This is a genomic window from Pseudomonas sp. NPDC086278, assembly GCF_050280905.1.
In the GTDB taxonomy this organism is placed as follows: Bacteria; Pseudomonadota; Gammaproteobacteria; order Pseudomonadales; family Pseudomonadaceae; genus Aquipseudomonas.
This window is the reverse complement of sequence record NZ_JBNNWE010000034.1, coordinates 39,988-55,529: the sequence shown is the minus strand read 5'-3', so window position 1 is coordinate 55,529 and position 15,542 is coordinate 39,988. Positions and strand designations below refer to the sequence as shown.

At 51.8% G+C, this 15,542-nt stretch carries 17 protein-coding genes and 1 pseudogene; 8 read left to right on the top strand and 10 right to left on the bottom strand.

The genetic code is table 11. From position 1 onward, the window contains the following. The first annotated feature begins 459 nt into the window (after positions 1-459). The 3 genes from ACQKP4_RS13230 (at position 460) to ACQKP4_RS13220 (ending at position 1,977) form a co-directional block, all read left to right on the top strand. A complete protein-coding gene (locus tag ACQKP4_RS13230; RefSeq protein ID WP_427633734.1) occupies positions 460-780 on the top strand; it encodes a hypothetical protein in 321 nt (106 codons plus the stop codon). Positions 781-1,033: 253 nt separating this feature from the next. Further along, the gene (locus ACQKP4_RS13225) at positions 1,034-1,216 is read left to right on the top strand and encodes a hypothetical protein (protein WP_158828889.1); all 183 of its coding nucleotides are present in this window, start codon (positions 1,034-1,036) and stop codon (positions 1,214-1,216) included. Between the two features lie 86 nt (positions 1,217-1,302). Beyond that, positions 1,303-1,977, top strand: a complete 675-nt coding sequence (locus ACQKP4_RS13220) for an HAD family hydrolase (RefSeq protein WP_427633732.1) — start codon at positions 1,303-1,305, stop codon at positions 1,975-1,977. Positions 1,978-2,195: 218 nt separating this feature from the next. On the opposite strand, the gene ACQKP4_RS13215 is transcribed toward ACQKP4_RS13220, so the two are convergent. The 3 genes from ACQKP4_RS13215 to ACQKP4_RS13205 form a co-directional block, all read right to left on the bottom strand. After that, positions 2,196-3,461 (bottom strand): APC family permease, encoded by a 1,266-nt coding sequence (locus tag ACQKP4_RS13215; protein ID WP_427633738.1) that lies wholly within the window; start codon positions 3,459-3,461, stop codon positions 2,196-2,198. Between the two features lie 215 nt (positions 3,462-3,676). Next, entirely contained in the window at positions 3,677-4,042 is a 366-nt protein-coding gene (locus tag ACQKP4_RS13210) for a histone-like nucleoid-structuring protein, MvaT/MvaU family (protein WP_150750562.1), read from the bottom strand. 164 nt (positions 4,043-4,206) lie between these two features. Continuing rightward, positions 4,207-4,554 (bottom strand): hypothetical protein, encoded by a 348-nt coding sequence (locus tag ACQKP4_RS13205; RefSeq protein WP_427633730.1) that lies wholly within the window; start codon positions 4,552-4,554, stop codon positions 4,207-4,209. 490 nt (positions 4,555-5,044) lie between these two features. On the opposite strand from ACQKP4_RS13205, the gene ACQKP4_RS13200 reads away from it, so the two are divergent. Continuing rightward, a complete protein-coding gene (locus ACQKP4_RS13200) occupies positions 5,045-5,533 on the top strand; it encodes a hypothetical protein (RefSeq protein ID WP_427633729.1) in 489 nt (162 codons plus the stop codon). A 282-nt stretch (positions 5,534-5,815) separates the two neighbouring features. On the opposite strand, the gene ACQKP4_RS13195 is transcribed toward ACQKP4_RS13200, so the two are convergent. From ACQKP4_RS13195 to ACQKP4_RS13175, 5 genes and pseudogenes are all read right to left on the bottom strand, one after another. After that, positions 5,816-6,226 (bottom strand): antitoxin Xre/MbcA/ParS toxin-binding domain-containing protein, encoded by a 411-nt coding sequence (locus ACQKP4_RS13195; protein WP_427633727.1) that lies wholly within the window; start codon positions 6,224-6,226, stop codon positions 5,816-5,818. Positions 6,227-6,251: 25 nt separating this feature from the next. Beyond that, the gene (locus ACQKP4_RS13190) at positions 6,252-6,629 is read right to left on the bottom strand and encodes a hypothetical protein (protein ID WP_427633725.1); all 378 of its coding nucleotides are present in this window, start codon (positions 6,627-6,629) and stop codon (positions 6,252-6,254) included. Between the two features lie 203 nt (positions 6,630-6,832). After that, positions 6,833-8,155 carry a HipA domain-containing protein gene (locus ACQKP4_RS13185; protein WP_427633723.1) on the bottom strand — a complete coding sequence of 441 codons (1,323 nt, stop codon included), beginning with the start codon at positions 8,153-8,155 and terminating at the stop codon, positions 6,833-6,835. A 251-nt stretch (positions 8,156-8,406) separates the two neighbouring features. Beyond that, on the bottom strand, positions 8,407-8,835 hold the full coding sequence (locus ACQKP4_RS13180) for a DUF6957 family protein (protein WP_427633721.1): 429 nt from the start codon (positions 8,833-8,835) through the stop codon (positions 8,407-8,409). A gap of 782 nt (positions 8,836-9,617) precedes the next feature. Next, positions 9,618-10,135 (bottom strand): annotated as a pseudogene (locus ACQKP4_RS13175) (phosphoesterase). A gap of 237 nt (positions 10,136-10,372) precedes the next feature. Between ACQKP4_RS13175 and ACQKP4_RS13170 the strand changes: the two are divergent. The 3 genes from ACQKP4_RS13170 to ACQKP4_RS13160 all read left to right on the top strand — a co-directional run bounded on the left by ACQKP4_RS13170 (position 10,373) and on the right by ACQKP4_RS13160 (position 11,835). Further along, positions 10,373-10,846, top strand: a complete 474-nt coding sequence (locus tag ACQKP4_RS13170) for an XRE family transcriptional regulator (protein WP_427633719.1) — start codon at positions 10,373-10,375, stop codon at positions 10,844-10,846. Between the two features lie 213 nt (positions 10,847-11,059). Continuing rightward, positions 11,060-11,200, top strand: coding sequence for a hypothetical protein (locus ACQKP4_RS13165; RefSeq protein ID WP_427633717.1), 141 nt, complete (start codon positions 11,060-11,062; stop codon positions 11,198-11,200). 95 nt (positions 11,201-11,295) lie between these two features. Beyond that, positions 11,296-11,835 carry a hypothetical protein gene (locus ACQKP4_RS13160; RefSeq protein WP_427633715.1) on the top strand — a complete coding sequence of 180 codons (540 nt, stop codon included), beginning with the start codon at positions 11,296-11,298 and terminating at the stop codon, positions 11,833-11,835. Positions 11,836-11,939: 104 nt separating this feature from the next. Here ACQKP4_RS13160 and ACQKP4_RS13155 read toward each other — a convergent pair whose 3' ends face one another. Then, complete coding sequence (locus tag ACQKP4_RS13155; RefSeq protein WP_427633713.1) at positions 11,940-13,124, bottom strand: UvrD-helicase domain-containing protein; 1,185 nt, start codon at positions 13,122-13,124, stop codon at positions 11,940-11,942. Continuing rightward, positions 13,117-14,775: an ATP-dependent nuclease gene (locus tag ACQKP4_RS13150; protein WP_427633711.1), complete on the bottom strand. Its 1,659-nt coding sequence runs from the start codon at positions 14,773-14,775 to the stop codon at positions 13,117-13,119. Before ACQKP4_RS13150 ends, ACQKP4_RS13155 begins: the two co-directional genes overlap by 8 nt. Positions 14,776-15,139: 364 nt before the next feature. On the opposite strand from ACQKP4_RS13150, the gene ACQKP4_RS13145 reads away from it, so the two are divergent. After that, positions 15,140-15,484 carry an antitoxin Xre/MbcA/ParS toxin-binding domain-containing protein gene (locus ACQKP4_RS13145; RefSeq protein ID WP_427633709.1) on the top strand — a complete coding sequence of 115 codons (345 nt, stop codon included), beginning with the start codon at positions 15,140-15,142 and terminating at the stop codon, positions 15,482-15,484. The last annotated feature ends 58 nt before the right edge of the window (positions 15,485-15,542 follow it).

Below are 15,542 nucleotides of genomic sequence, written 5' to 3'. Positions count from 1 at the left end.
CTCGCGGGTATAGACCTTTCTTTCGTTCATGGAACCTCCAAGTTGGCGAAATCATATCGCCCTTAAGAGGTGTCCGGAATTATTAGGCCAGTTCAGTATTCCCCAATCGACTCGCTGGCACGGTCGAAGACCTCACCCTCATTCTCGCAGACGGTGCGCGTTTACCTTTGAACGAAATGCCCTACGAAGCAGAGATCGATCCCTCTGACATTCCGATCAGTCGGAATCCATCGTCATCGGGTCATCGCCCTGCTCCGACAAGCGATCAACACGGAGCTGAGGGCGTCCGGATGTCAGGTAAACATCCCTATCCAATACTCCTAGCGGCGGGCGCTGCGCTATTACTGGGAATACTGTTTGGAGTCAAACAAGCCAAACGCCTTCCTATTCGAAAGCTGAGGTAGTCGTCCTCCGTGAATTCCCTAGAGAAGCGCCCTTGGAAAGATCGGCGGTGAGAAAGTGCATCCTGTGACCCCTGACGGTCGTTACTTCGTTGTCAAAGGGCAGCTGTGGCGCTGTTCAAACCCGTCATTGGAAGAGGACGTGCGCCAGCGTCTTGTCGATGAGTTCATGGCAGCTCGACGCGAGGTGAAGAGAGCAAAGGATTCGGAAGACGAATCGCAGATGAAGCGCGCTCGGGAAAAGGTACAACTCGCCAAAGTAGCACTTGGTGAGCGGGGCCCTGTTTGGTGGGCTGATGGCAGTCCTGATTTCAATAGGTTCCGGGTCACTAACTCCCCTTATGCTGAATGGTTCAGCCTGCTTCATGAGTCTGATTAATCCTTGGCTCAAGGTAAATTTCCAGTAAATACTGCCGGCAGAAAACAAGACCTTCCAGGGCCCTTTTTCTACTTGAACCAATCTGTTCGCGCTTAAAACCTCGTCGAAAAAGCGGAAGCAAGACAAAGGATCCGCAGCGCCATTTATGCTCTGCGGCTGCTGCGTTTCGAGATTTGCGAAAGACGGAACGACTCAGACCATGTGCTTTCGAAAATTTGAGCGCTTCAAATTTCGAGGGTCGAGGAGAAATCTCATGACTGAAAAAAGCTCCGCTTCATCAAAAAAAAGCAAAGCGCTGGAGGATTCTGCCCTCGTCTCAGACGTGTCTGAAACAGGTTTAACAGATGACGAACGGGTCGTTAGGGAAGATAAGTTTCTTGGCGACGAACCACGTGTGGAACCCGGCCCAGCCGATTTGGAAAGACTTAAGGATTAACGTCAACTCCCTTGGTATTCGATGCGACCAATATTTCCAATAAGCGACATCCAGTACCTAAAATTTGCTTAATGGAGGTGTCACGTATGCGCCCGCAAACCTCATTCATATTTGATCTAGATGGCACGTTGACTGATAGCGTTTACCAGAATGTTTTCGCGTGGAAAACTGCGCTCGATTCAGAAGACATACCGTTAGCCATGTGGCGAATTCACAGAAAGATAGGTATGAGCGGTGGGCTAATGCTCAAGATGTTAGCCCGTGAGACCGGCCTGGAAATCAAACCCGACCAGGCAAAAAGGTTGAGCGATAAACATGATAAATCCTACAAAGATCTGCGGGGCCAGATTACCGCTCTCCCTGGCGCTGTAGAGCTTCTCGATACTCTAAACCGCGATCAGCTCAAGTGGTGTATTGCGACCAGCGGTGGCATGGACACTGCGGCGATAAATCTGAAGGCATTAGGACTGGATGTCGCGGAGGCCAATCTCATCACCCGTGATGACGTCAAGTATGGCAAGCCCGATCCAGACCTTTTCCTCGCCGCTGCAAGCAAACTCAATGTACCCATCGAAGATTGCTTGGTGATTGGCGACGCCATCTGGGACATGCTTGCCGCACGCCGCTGTAAGGCCACCGGTATAGGGCTGCTTTCTGGTGGCTACGATACAGGAGAGCTTGAACGCGCCGGTGCACTGCGTGTCTACGAGGATGCTCTGGCACTGCTGCGGCACCTGGACGAGGTGGCTTCCCGTCCGTGAGCAATCTGTAAGCACGCGGATAGAGTTAGTGTGCTCCCCGCTCGCGGCGACGTTCACGCATGCAGCCATGTCAGACGATTGATCGGGTAGTGCTCCAGTGTTCCTCAGAATCAACGATCCGAGGCATTGGACGCACCCGATACAACTGCGCCCCCACAAGGCACTCGTATACTTCGACAAGATTTACGCTGCGATAGAAAGTGGAAGCGCTTACAAGATCAGCCAGGCTCCACTGGCGCCGGCAGTGCCACTCTTGAACAGACAAAAAGCAGCATGCCTATCAGGATCAAGCCCCCTCCCCGCATCCATGTTTCCAGACTTTGCTGACTGAGCAGTACCAGGCACGAGACGATAGCAAGTACCGGAACCCACGTCGGCACCCGAAAGTGGTTTTCCGCAACCTCGTCACGGCGCAGGATTAACACGGACAAATTAGTGCTGAGAAACACAAACAGCAAGAGCAGGACGACGGTTTCGGCCAATGTAGCTAGCGTTCCCGTCAGCGTGAGTGCGATTGCTACAAGGGTGGTAGCGATGACTGCGATCCAAGGGGTGCGTCGCCGAGGCAGCACTTTGCTCAAGGCGGTCGGCAAAAGTCCTAGACAGGCCATACCATAAGTAAGGCGACTCGCCATTATCATGGTTAACAGCGCGCCGTTGGCTACCGCGATCAGTGCAATGAAGGCGAAGACTCGAGGCGGAATGTTTAAACCTGACGCCCGAACCACTTCAAGAAGAGGAGCCGACGTGGCCACAAGTTTTTCCATGGGCAGTACGGAAGATGCCGCGACGCCGACAGCCATGTAGACGACTCCGGCGGTTAGTAATGCGGCAAATAATGCGCGCGGATAAACTTTTCGTACGTTTCGAATTTCTTCCGCGAGATTGGCGGATGTTTCGAATCCTACGAAGGAATAGAACGCGATCAACGCGGCACCCAAAACCGCTAACATCGGGCTGATCCCCGGCTTGAACTCCAGGCTGCGACCCAAATCCGCTTCACCTGTACGGAAATACCAAGCAGCGGCAACAACGACCAAAAGAAGACCTGACAGCTCAATGACTGTCATGACTAGGTTAGCTCCTAAGGACTCTTTAATTCCCCTCGCATTTAGTAGCGCGATAACGAGAAGGAAAAGCAATGCTGCAATGTGAGACGGTACATCGATGAACGCCGCTAGGTAATCACCGGCAAACGCCAGCGATAACCCCGCCGCGCTTGTGACAGCTGCCGATAGCATGCAAAAGCCAACGAGAAACGAAATGAGCGGAGACCGGAACGCCTTCTCTGCGAAAACCGATGCGGCGCCCGCGTGAGGATATTTTGTCACCAACTCTGCGTAGGAACCTGCAGTAAGCATCGCGAAAAACAGAGCGATGAGCAGAGGCACCCATATTGTGCCACCTACCTCCCCAGCAATTGTCCCGGCGAGCGCATAAACGCCCGCCCCAAGAACATCGCCGAGAATAAATAGAAAAAGCATCGGGCCGGTAACGGCGCGGCGCAGCGAGTTCTTCGGCGGCGAGGTCTTCACGTACAACTTCCTGGCTTGAGAGTTCAACAGCGCATTCCCGGCTAGTAGCTAGGTGGCTTTACTTTCAAGCAATGGAAATTTGCGAGTGTCTAAAGTTCACATATCTTGGCAAAGTGTCGCGAAGAAAAAAGGCCCTCCCGGGGCCTTTTTTACTCAAACCGAAATCACTTGGTCAGCCAGGATTCGACGGTCGCGGAGCCGTGTTCAGCTTTCCAATCTTTCAACGTCTTGTGGTTGCCGCCCTTGGTTTCAACGACTTCGCCGGTGTGCGGATTTTTATAGACCTTCAACTGGCGAGGCTTGCGACTACCGGTTTTGGACTCGGCGGCTGGAGCGCGACGACCTGCTTGCGGATCAAGCAGGTTGATCACGTCCTTAAGGCTGTAGCCGTATTTTGCGAGCAAATCACGCAGCTTCGTTTCGAATTCGATTTCTTTCTTGAGGCCAGCGTCCCCCTTTAGGGCTTCTAGAGCCTGGAGCTGTTCGGCGAGATGTTTTTCAAGCTGGCGAAATTCGGCAAGTTTGGACATTGGAAATCTCTACGTGATGAGTTTCCTAACGTTACACCAAAACATCAATTCGCATGAAGTTGCGACGTTAAAGTTTTGAAGAATCGGAAATAGAACGTGGAATGCGATAGCGTCTCCTCTGATAAGTTTTGGGAGTAAATCGTTGGAGCTTCTCTCGGCGCCTTCTACAGCCCCAGATCTCGACTCAACTGATCCGCTTTCATTTCTTCGGTGGCCTGCCCCGCTCCCATTAGGTGCAATTGCAATTGGTCTCGCAAATGCATATTCAGACGAGACCTGAGCTCGACGTAGTCTGCGGTAGGGCCTGCATAGATATCACGACGTTTCAGGACGTCACGCAGTACTCTGATGCCATCCACGCCAATCCCTGAGGCGTGCAACCGCACGATAGGATCGAACCCAGGATCTCTTTTGAAACTACCGACCGCCTCTTCAAGCAGTCGCGCAAACGATATCTTGTTACATGCCTGCTGCGCCGAGCGCCAAACCTCAAACTCAATCTCGTCCTCCATCTACTCTCTCCAGTTGATCTACGGGCTGACTCGCACGAAGTTGTCCGACATGAGTATTTTTTAAAAAAATGACCCGTTGTTTGAAATCAAACTGGAAAGCAGCGGCTTACGCCGCACAGAGCCGATTTTGCTATGCCCATGGGGCAGTCGTACATCAGTGTCAGCAGGTTAATTCGCAGAAAAAAGCCAGAAGCAGAAGCACTGCAAGAGCAAAAACTTACACCGTTTTCCCCAGAAGGAACGGCGTAAGGAGGAGCGCCGAGATCGCTACTTTTCTGTTGTTCTCAAATATAAAGATCCGTTGCTGAAAAATTTTTTCAAGGGGCCTTCTGAAAAAATATTTTTGTTGACACAGCCCAGTAGGAATTCACGACTACTCGTTACTCGCTTTGCTCGAAGGGTGTGCGATGAGCGCATTCAAATTTAGGTGACCAGCAGCTTACAATTACACGTGCTGTAGAAACGCTTCGGTCGTCCAGGAAGATGGTGGATGAGCTTGATTCCACTCCTGCCGGTACGCGTTAGCAGGGAATGTGAATGTATTAAGGAAACTTTGATGGCGGTCGATTTGAAAAGCCTGTGGCAGCGCGAGCGTGCGAGACGTGCGGCTTTATGGGGTCTGGAGGAATTGCGACCCGGTGATGAACGCGCAAAATCTCACCTGAGCATTCTCGATGAGATTGATCAACAAGATCTCGAACAACCTCATGGGGAAGCTCAGGTCATGACAATTGAAGAGTTGAGAAATTCAGTGCCGGAAACGCCGTACGAAAGCAGCGACGGCCACCATTTCGTGATTGTTCTAGACCAGCACATTCCTCAAGTTTGGCGAACGAGATTCGAAGCAGCCAATGTACTCGCCGAACGTTTTTCGCAAGGAAGCTATGCCCACGATTGGCGTCGATTTCTGAGGGTCTGGATTCGAGACATGGAGCATCTCGTCGCCCACCGAGAGTGGCTTAAAATTGATTCGGTTTGATTTGAACGCAAACGCTGTGAGAGGTTGTTCAGACCTAGTGTGGCCACTGACGCAGTCAAGAACATGGGGAGGGTATACGCCAGAAACGAAAACCCCGGCTCTAGGCCGGGGCGGATGTTTCGTGGTCTTTGCAAAGAGTCGTAAGCTTTCGCTCATTGGAGCTCAGTGCCAACCGTAAATCGCAAATCTAGGATCAATGCTACAGATGGGTTGAAACTCGCGTCAACCCCCTTTATGCAGGCGCTTCCATACCGTGATTTCACCCATTAAAAAGCAATCCATTCAGACGACGATCCCGTGCTCAAGCCGGCCGATCAAATCAATCACGGCACGAGCGTCGCCCCCTGCATTAAGCATCTCCAGTGGTGCTTTCGAATTGAAAGCGCGCGATGGCGAACACAAGAAAACAGCTCCCGCCTGGACATCGCCCTCGAACAGCTCAACAGCTGACTGTACGACAGCAATCAACGCATCAAGGCGCGTGCTTTCGCGTACTGAAAAAAGCCCTGTCTTCGCCCTCTTCACCAACGTTTCAGCCGATATCCCCAGGTACATGCCAAGCGTTTTTTCATCCAGACACAGCAGGTCTGCCAAAGCTTGAAATGAAGAATGAGAAATCTGCCGGCGCGGGACATCATGATGTTCAGTGCCTGGCGAAGAAACACGTAAAACGGCCCAGATGTCTGTTCTCATGGGGGATGGTTGTCTACCTATAGATTCATCTTCCCTCGTCTGACAGTGACCAATTGATGTGGTCGGAACAACGTACACTCAGCCAACGTTCGCCTTCTAAAGTCCCGGCCTGCCCGCACACCTCGCAGGTCGACATCGACCGTTGTTCTGCAGCGGTAACCATTTCACGGCACGCCGAATCACCGCCAGAATAGTAGAAGCGCAATCCGCCAAACTTTTCCTTCACCTGACGCACCTGGATCTGACGCACCTCGGGGTGCGCATCCAAGTGAGCTTTCAGCGTGTGGCAGAGCTCATCGATTAAATTCAGCCAGCCTGGCAAACACCCAATCTCACGAAGCGGTGCGCTGGAAAAAAACTCCGGGTAGCGTTCACGCAAGATAGGTAATAAATTTTCAATCATAGGTTTCTTCTCCCTTTATTTGACCGGCTTGTATCGTAAAATTGGAACAACGTGGACAACTGCTCAACCAACGTAATTGCACTGACTTGACCATCCTTTCGCACTCGCCCTCAACAGTCATTTTCATCCGCTCTGACCACCGGCTGCATTCGACGTGACCATTTGGCTTGTGATCAATATCTGCGAACTTGGAAGTGGACCAATCACATCAACTTCCAACGACGAAACGTATCTTCCAGACGACTCAAAGGAATCATCGGCGCGCGCCAAGCTACCTGGGGGATCCCTAGATCCAGTAGCAAATCCGGCAACGCCAGCAGCAACCGAGCATCCGCCTGCAAGCGTTCAAACAGCCATTGCGGATCTGCCCTATGCGAGAAGCGAGCACACACAGCCTCCCAATCGACCGAACCTAATCGTTCAATCTGTGCTGGCCACCGGGTGATCCGCACTATGCCTTCAACATCCAGCAACATGGGTGCGAGGTCGTAAATGGGTGCAAAGCTCACTCGCTCTTTGCCCCGAAGGATCGAGAGATTTCCGCCATGATTGTCGGTGTTCCCGACAGCCTGGTTGATCAAATCCCGTCGCAAGTATTCGCTAATCATGTCCGGTATTTCAGACTCTTGGCCGGCAGCAATCCATGTTTCCGCTAGTCGATCCACGACGTCGAAATGATTCAAAAAACCACCTCGATCCCTGGCTCCGCATAATGAGTACATCGACTCGACTGCGATGCGCTCCACTCCTTGCGCAGAAAACTTACGATCGAATCTTTGCATCCAAATGCTAGGTATCTTCGATGCTTCGTATGCCAGCCCCTCGGCGGCGATCGTGTCGATCCTCAACTCGCCCAGCGCGCGGTAGAAGCAGTATTCGCTATGCAGGATGTCGCGATCTAATTGAGTGGCGGTGTTACGCGGAAATTTAACAAACCAGTGTTGGTACACATCAGCGTCGCGTAGCGCCCCCTCAGGATAAAGCTGCCCCGAAGGATCTTCGACCAGCAGCATTTTTGGAGCCACGCCACCGGCCCCGAGCGCGCCGATTATTGGACTTCCCGACTCCATGGCGCGGTCGAGAAAACCCATACCTTCCTGAACAACCTCTGCTCGCGTAGCCCCACCAGGTACTTTGGCTGCTGGATACAGCGGTTCGCCCGCGCTTTTTACGCGCATGTGTCCAATGGGAGCAGTTGCGAATTGCCGCAGCAGAAAGAGGTCAGTCGACATTCCTGGCGGTACTACCGCTCTAGCCAGTATGTGCCGACGTGCAGCACCAGCCGGGATGATATCGTGCAGAAAAGCTGGGGCAGGCTCACGCCGAATGTCCCATTCCAGTGGGAAGTTCGCACCGACGGCCGGCGCTTTAATCGTACCCAGCTGAATGGACTGATCGACAAGATATTCGGGCTGGTAGTGGATGTTGCACCGGCTCCGCAGGCTATCTCTAGGAGAATCGAAGCTGAGTACCAGTGCATCGCGCCAAAGGCCATCCGAGTGAATTTGAAGCGTTATGGATTCCATACTTCTCGGCAGATTACCGAAGCCTCACTGTGCCTGATCATTATGAGCCTGCAGAGCTACTTGGGGTGTTGCCGGTATCCCTAGACAGCGGCGGAATAGTTTCCCGATCAGCGTCCCTGATTCAATCCAAGGGCGAGCAAGACATTCCGCCTTTGCAGGGAGTTTCCCCAATCTTGCAAACCTAAACGGCGAGCTATGGTAAATTTGCATGCAGTGCTGCTCACGCCACTCGTTCATTAACGTCAGCATTTTTAAAAAGCACGTAACGCTTCAACAGCAGGCGCACTTACGTGCTTGCGCGCGCCACGGCCGGCCAGGATGTACAGCTTGTTTTTGCTTTCAAAAAAGCATCCGTGGAAGTCTTTCTGATAGCCAGTGACGAAACCATCGCTAGCTGGGACGCTGGCATCACTGTCGTACACAGCATGGCTGATGAAAAGTACAGTGGGCTGAAGTCCCTGCTTCCTCACTTCACGCTCCTGGGCCTCGGCGAGCATGACGTCGAGTAGCATCCAATTCCGGACAATGCAAAATGGCTGGCCCTCGAACTCCTCACGCGCCAGTTGAATGAGCTCACCGTCTTCAAGCTCAGAGCCACCTAGCATCTGGGCGGGGCCATACAGCACATCTTCAATCAAATCTGCTTGCACACTGTTGCCTTGTTTTCTAAAGATTTTCAAAGCGACACGGTTCCATACATCTAGACGCCGTGCATCGTGGGAGTTGGGTAGCCTTGGATGCCGACTGAAAAGCCTATAATTCGCTAGTGGATCATATTGATCTCGGGCATAGCGCCGTTCTCATGCCACCAGTGACAAACAACGTATCGGCTTCCGTTGTGAGTTTCACAAAGCTGATATTCCATAAGTTCGAACACCTTTACGAGCCTCGAAGTACGGATCTTTTTCCCGTCCTCAAACCGCCCGCGTGTTTCTGAAAAAACCACTCCGATCATGCAGGGAGGCTGGAACTCGGCGCAGCACAGGTAGCCTGTCACTTGTACGCCGAGATCAATTCTCTTGGCGTCCAAAACGCATGTTGGTAGAGCCATTTCTTTCTTTTCCTAAGCCTCTTTTATCGACCACGAGAAACCCACAAAGCACCTTAATGAACTCGATCGAAACGATCTAAAGCACCGTTCTGAAAAAGCCAGTGGGCAACGACAAAAATTCCACCATCGATTGTCGTAAAAACGTCGTAGCCTGCACGCTGGCTTTGATCTACAACGGGTAGTGCATGTATGGGTAAACCTTCCGGGTACCTTTGCGCTGGGTCACAGAACAGAAGACCTGTAATTTTTGGAGGGCGCTCCAGAGCGCACAAAAGGTACCCAACAACGTCTGGATCCGAGATTGCAACCTGTGCTCTCTCAATGACCGTTGGATACCTGTGAAACCTGAAGTCGGACAATTTTGCTCCGTACGTTTTGATCCAGTACATCCTGCCCCTCCTCCATCACCGATCAGATCTCTATCGTGAAATCCGAGATGAAGCCTGTGAATTCTTGGGGATAACCACGCGGATTTGAGATGAGCCGGCACCCGTCCAGTTCAATATCCACGGCACGGTGTGTATGCCCAAAAATCCAAACATCGGTCATCGGTCATCGGAAGCAGCGAGTGCCACCGGTTTGTATAAGCCGCACTCAAATGGTCAGCGTGCTTGTCCCCAGCCATTTCCGGGGTCGGAGAATTGCGTGACAACGACCTTTTTCCCCTCGAATGGATTGGCGAGTTCGCGACAAGAAATCAAAAGCCTCGTGGTTTCGTTCGATTACGTCCTACGGACGTAGCAGACGAAAGCGCTCCTCTGCTCTGATCACCTGAAAGTCATTCATCCACATACGCAGGTCACCATCGCTTCCACACCACGGGAATGGATGTCAATGTCACCGGCCAACACGACAATGTCTGCGTCAGTTAAAGGCGGCTCGAACGGGGCGAACTCGTTGTGTAGGTCTGAGTAAATCTGGATTTTCATGTCAAGCGACCAGTCTGGATTTGGCTGTATATTGAATACAGCTCTGTGGCATTGCGTGCGACCTATGGCCCCGCGTATGTGGCAAGAAAATTAGTCGCTTGCGTGATGCTACTGATTTGGCACATGAGCAGTTCTGCAAAATGGGCTGACTCTCGCAGCCAAAATCCCACACCGGAAATATATTACATGGATTGGGATTATTCAACGTGGCTTTATCCTTGAATTTGAGGATTTGTAATGCCGTTGAGAGATCCGCTCGCAGCTGTCATCCGCTTGGTAAGATCTGCGCGCGGGCTCGCGCGAGAAGATTTCCTTGGCCTTGTTGATGCCAGACACGTCTATAACGTAGAGAACGGCAAAATCAGCATCACACTGGATACGCTCGAAACACTCGCGTCCGGACTGAGCATTGACCCCATCGCTTTGCTCGTCATCGCGGCAAGCTATGAAAAGCAGCTTTCGCCCGAGGACTTTCTCAAACAGCTTGGGAAGGAAGCGAAGACTCTTCGGGAGTTGGGAGTCGTCGATGGGTTACCTAGCCAATTTAATAAGGGCGCTCTGGTACCGGGTATCGCCGGTCGACGTACCTCTGAAGAACAGATACAAGCAGTGCTCCGCTGCAAGGCTAACGGCATGACTCAGAAACAAGCAGCCGACACGTTGAGCATTTCAACGTCGACGGTGGGACGGATCTGGAAGCGGGAAAGCTGATGGAGGATCCGAAATTCGTCCTGAAATATCTGGCTTTGCCCTGCTGAATGATGATTTCGTCGATCTCTCATTTCCCCCATAATCCCCCTAAAATCACTCATATCCCATTGATTTATATCAATTTATATATGGAGTTCCAATATAGGCGGCTCTAGATAGAGCGTCTGAGGGTTGGTACAAAGCTTCAACGTTAAAGGAGTTGAGGTAAGTACCATGATTGAGTTAGCTCGCGAGATTGCTGGCATGGAACTTGGCAAAGTCATCGCCCTATTAGCATTTGCAGCTTTCGCCGTGGCTTGGAAAGCGTTGTCTGTCCTAGAAGCTCACTCCAAGAAGAAGGAGAAGGACAAATGAGGCCTTGGTCGCGGATGCCTGCCTGGTGGTCGAAGGAGATCGCAGACCTTCGCGGGGGAGCCGCGTCTGGACGATCCCAAGCGCTCCTGCGTGTAATGCTCGCGCTGGCAACAATGACTCCTAATGGCAAGTCGTATACCGTGATTTCTTCAGTCAGCGCATTGATGGATAAAACTGGTCTGAGCAGACCGATGGTGCGGCAGGCTATTGCTGATGCAACCCAACGCGGTTGGATACGCCATACCGCAGGCGGAGGCACTCTTAAATCGGAGTACACCTTGGTGTGTCCCCACTTCGAGGCGGAAGAAGACGGCTATTACTACAAAATCCCAAATTCCGAGGTAGTGAACCTGATCCCGAAGATTCCGCACCGTGGCGAGAAAGCTCTAGCTGCGTTGAAGATCTACATGATCCTGCTAATCGTCAGACCTAACCAATCACGGGTATCACTCATCAATGTGGAGAACTTGCGCGATCGGGCAGCTGTGCAGTGGCATTCGATGCGCGACGCGCTATCGATACTCGCAACTCAGGGCTTAATCATTGTTGATAAAGCGCCAGGCGATGAAGGATTCCAGGTGAAGAGCCAGTACATCATGCGCGGGAGGCTCGTGCGAGAAAGCATGCCGGCTTGAGTGCTGATAGCCTCCCACCTTTGTTGAGCCAGTAGCGGTTACTCTCGCAACCCACCACTAACAGCGCTCCGAGCTTGGTAGTCAATTCAACAAGTAGCCACGACTTAGGCTTCAATCGCAGTAGCTTGCCCATCAGCCTCATCCCAGACAGGGTAAGGCAAACCTTTCACTGACTTGTCCTCGACCACGAACGCCAGGCTATAACGAGCACGTGTAATCGCTACATACAACTTGTTTCGTGACGCCTCAGTTTTGTCCTTATCGAACACCTTGCTATCTCCACCGATAAATTTGAGATGTTTTTCTGGCGGAATGATGAGCACTCGATCAAAGCCTAGGCCTTTGCAGGAACCGAAGGTGTAACAGATAAGGTTACTTGGGAGGTACTTTGTACCAGTGGTCGACGACCAGCGCAGCACCTGAGGTTGAAAGGTTGCTAAATATTCGCTCACCTGAGACCGCTTCACGATGAATGCGCCATAGTGATGAGCCAACTCACCAGGTATCTCAGCAACGCCAGAGACGGTTTTTTCATACATCCCTGCATGGACAGTATCGGAAATATCGCAGATTTCCTGGATCGATCTGCGATTCTCTGGCATCGGATGCTTCTCGAATTTCATCTTACCCACGAAGTATTCGACCTTCTGCTGAGGCGTCTGCGGCGCCTTATGGCCAAAGGTCGTTGTATAGATTGTCTGCCGGAAATCGCCCACACAACAGATTGAGTCGACCATAACTTTGTTGAGCGATTTGATTACGTCGTAATCCCAACCGACCAAATCCTGCACTTCATCAAAAAAGACCCTCTGATAAATCTCCTTCAAACGCTTGGCCGGTGCATCTTTGGATAACTTCGCAATGAGGGTTGCGAGCTTTGCCAACAGTCCAGAGTAAGCCTTGGTTTTGCAGGGTGTCAGGTAGTGCAGCGGATTGATCGATCCGTCTTCCGATTTTTCAGACCGGCCTTCAATGTAGTAGGTCGTGCCTGGCATTAAGTGAGGGTTGTTCTCAGTGAACGAATTGGTCGTTATCCGATCTGGGAATACCTCGCTCTGATAGGGGCGCACCATGTCTTCAAGATAAAAAGAGAATAGTCCCTTGACGACGAAGTTCTCGCTGCTGGTGCCGTTGAGCTCGACAAACCGGGAGCGCAATTCCGCTTGGTTGTTGGTGGTATAGGTGACCACCAGTACCCGCCCACCGCCCTCGATGACCTTAATGGCGTCAGTGATGATCTTGTGCGTTTTGCCTGATCCAGCGCCAGCGATCCAGAGTTCGTTAGGCAAAGTCGAGCACCTCGTCCAAGAATGCTGGGTATTTGAAGTCCAGCAAACCATCAAAGAGCCTGATGGCCGAATCGACTTTGCGAGCGCCCTTGCCGTTGCCCTTTACGCTTTTAAACCACTGGATCAGATTCTCTCTTCTGTCTTCCAAGGTTACGTTTGCGTCGTACAGCTTGTAGGTCGCTGTCGATAAAACTTCTTTCGCAAACGCATCAAGGGTTTTGATATCGATCGCATTGGCATAAATCATCGCCGGCTCAAGCGAAAACTCTGCGTTGTTAACTGGAGAGAACAGTTTGACATTGGGGAACGCTGCGTACTCCAGACGTCGTTGCACAACGTTACCTTGATAGTCGCCGTCATTATCTTTGAGCACATGGATCTTCGTGCCGATCTCCTTGCCCACCTCAATGAATGTCTTGAACCCTACACCGTGCACCACGATGATATCGATCCCATCCTGCTCAGGCAGCCGGTTATGCTTTCGCTGGTAGATCTTCTTGAGAACCAATTCGTCCGACGGCCCCTCGACCAGAATGACCTTGCCAGACAATGCCACCCGCAAGGTATCGTAACCAGGGAGACGCTTGAGCGTCTTCACCACTTTGGGGTCTAGCGTGTGCAGCCTTTTGTAACCTGACTGCACAAGGCAAATCTTGTCGATGCTGAGCTTGTTCAGTACATAGGAGCTGTGGGTGGTTAGAAACAGCTGCTTGTCGCCCCGCTGACTTTCGACGTACTGCACCAGCTTGTTCAGATTGGTGTGAGACAGATGGTTTTCTGGCTCTTCCATCATCACCAGATCGATATCATGGGCCTTGTTCTGGATGGCCAGCTTGATCTGAACATTGCTTTGCTCCCCCTTACCGATGAAGTGAAACGGCACATCATCAACCTCAAGTTGCAATCCAGTCTGGATGGAGCCCGCTGGTAAAGTACTTGCCGCAATGGTGAGCTTGCTATCAGTGATGAGGTGGCCCGCATCAAGGTTGGCATTGACCGTCCTGACCTCTCCGGAGTTGTTAAACACTTGTAGGTTTTCACGATAATTGAGGGTCAGTTTTACCAACTCCTCCTTCGCCAGAGCAGTGTTAAGGATACTGGAAATGTACTGATTCTTTCCCATAGTGGGATGAATGCGTGTGGGATCTATGTACAGCGCCTTGAATTTTTTCGCGATCGATTTTATCGGGTTCCAACCGAAATCGAGCCAGTCCAGCTTGTAGAACTCAACCGGAATGCTGGTGATGTTGGGCTTGGTCAGCAGATAGCTCTCATATACCGCCTCCAACGACGCATCAAAACACGCTTGTACCACGACGCCCTGGGCGTCTGCCTTGAGGCTATTATTCGCGCCTCGGTACTCCGGTACACCTTCAATGTATGCCTCTATAATCAGGCTAGGCAGGTGCTTCGAGGACTTGTCGGAGGCGAGGAAAAGATTAACGGCATCCTGATTGAAAAGATCAGGTGAGAACTCCCCGTTGAAGGGCCGACCTCGGTGGTTGTAATTGAGCACAATTTCCAACGCTTCTAGGATCGTGCTTTTACCTGCGTTGTTATCGCCGACGAAGATATTTACGTCGTCGTTGAACTCAAGAAGTTCGTCACGAAATTTCTTGAAGTTGATCAGCTTGATCGATTTAACGTGCACTCTAAATCCCTCTAGACAGCGTTCCATGATGGCGCATCGCCAAGTCAATGGAACGGTACCTTGGGTAACGCCAACTGTCCATTTAACGAATTGCTAGCGGAGCTCAAACGCGGCATTTAAGCCTTAGGAGCTTGCGACCAATTACCACCTCCTGCCGTGCGCTGAATTTTTAGCCTTGCTCGGCTTGCAAGGTTGCAACCATTCGCCTGGTAGCCCCACACGCGTCGTACCAAGGCGTAACTTGATGTTGCCCAGTATGATCAGCGGGGGCTCGTCATCGCAACGCGGGACTCACATCAGTCGCGGCTTGCAAATACCCGTATGCTTTTCCAGAGCACGACCAATCCAGCGTGGAGGAATCGACATGTTGATCAAACTCGAACTGAACACGAATGACGCCGAAGCACTGCTGCGCCATTGCGATGCCTTTCAGCCTGGCTCCGGCGACTATCGAGAAGATGCTCGCTTGGCGGACGCCCTGGGGACTCTGGGATCTGCCATCACAGACGGCATGAACACGGAAGAGTCGATGGAGACGGTGGATCCGAGGGTGCTGGAAGCCGCGACCGCCCTGTTTGGTGACCCTGCAATCGCCATCGACTGGTTGTTCAAACCACTGCGGGCTCTCGGTGGCAAACGCCCGCTTGATGTCGATATCGAAGCAGCTCTGAACCTGATCGGAAGGCTTGAGCATGGATTTGGTGCCTGAAGACCTACCGACCTCGATAGGTCAGTAGACTTTCCAATGCCACCGGTCACTACGGGGC

Excerpts from the sequence above, each read along its gene's own strand:
- ACQKP4_RS13225 (WP_158828889.1), top strand. The coding sequence starts at position 1,034 with ATGACTGAAAAAAGCTCCGCTTCATCAAAAAAAAGCAAAGCGCTGGAG.
- ACQKP4_RS13220 (WP_427633732.1), top strand. The coding sequence starts at position 1,303 with ATGCGCCCGCAAACCTCATTCATATTTGATCTAGATGGCACGTTGACT.
- ACQKP4_RS13215 (WP_427633738.1), bottom strand. The coding sequence starts at position 3,461 with ATGCTTTTTCTATTTATTCTCGGCGATGTTCTTGGGGCGGGCGTTTAT.
- ACQKP4_RS13210 (WP_150750562.1), bottom strand. The coding sequence starts at position 4,042 with ATGTCCAAACTTGCCGAATTTCGCCAGCTTGAAAAACATCTCGCCGAA.
- ACQKP4_RS13205 (WP_427633730.1), bottom strand. The coding sequence starts at position 4,554 with ATGGAGGACGAGATTGAGTTTGAGGTTTGGCGCTCGGCGCAGCAGGCA.
- ACQKP4_RS13200 (WP_427633729.1), top strand. The coding sequence starts at position 5,045 with ATGAGCTTGATTCCACTCCTGCCGGTACGCGTTAGCAGGGAATGTGAA.
- ACQKP4_RS13195 (WP_427633727.1), bottom strand. The coding sequence starts at position 6,226 with ATGAGAACAGACATCTGGGCCGTTTTACGTGTTTCTTCGCCAGGCACT.
- ACQKP4_RS13190 (WP_427633725.1), bottom strand. The coding sequence starts at position 6,629 with ATGATTGAAAATTTATTACCTATCTTGCGTGAACGCTACCCGGAGTTT.
- ACQKP4_RS13185 (WP_427633723.1), bottom strand. The coding sequence starts at position 8,155 with ATGGAATCCATAACGCTTCAAATTCACTCGGATGGCCTTTGGCGCGAT.
- ACQKP4_RS13170 (WP_427633719.1), top strand. The coding sequence starts at position 10,373 with ATGCCGTTGAGAGATCCGCTCGCAGCTGTCATCCGCTTGGTAAGATCT.
- ACQKP4_RS13165 (WP_427633717.1), top strand. The coding sequence starts at position 11,060 with ATGATTGAGTTAGCTCGCGAGATTGCTGGCATGGAACTTGGCAAAGTC.
- ACQKP4_RS13160 (WP_427633715.1), top strand. The coding sequence starts at position 11,296 with ATGCTCGCGCTGGCAACAATGACTCCTAATGGCAAGTCGTATACCGTG.
- ACQKP4_RS13145 (WP_427633709.1), top strand. The coding sequence starts at position 15,140 with ATGTTGATCAAACTCGAACTGAACACGAATGACGCCGAAGCACTGCTG.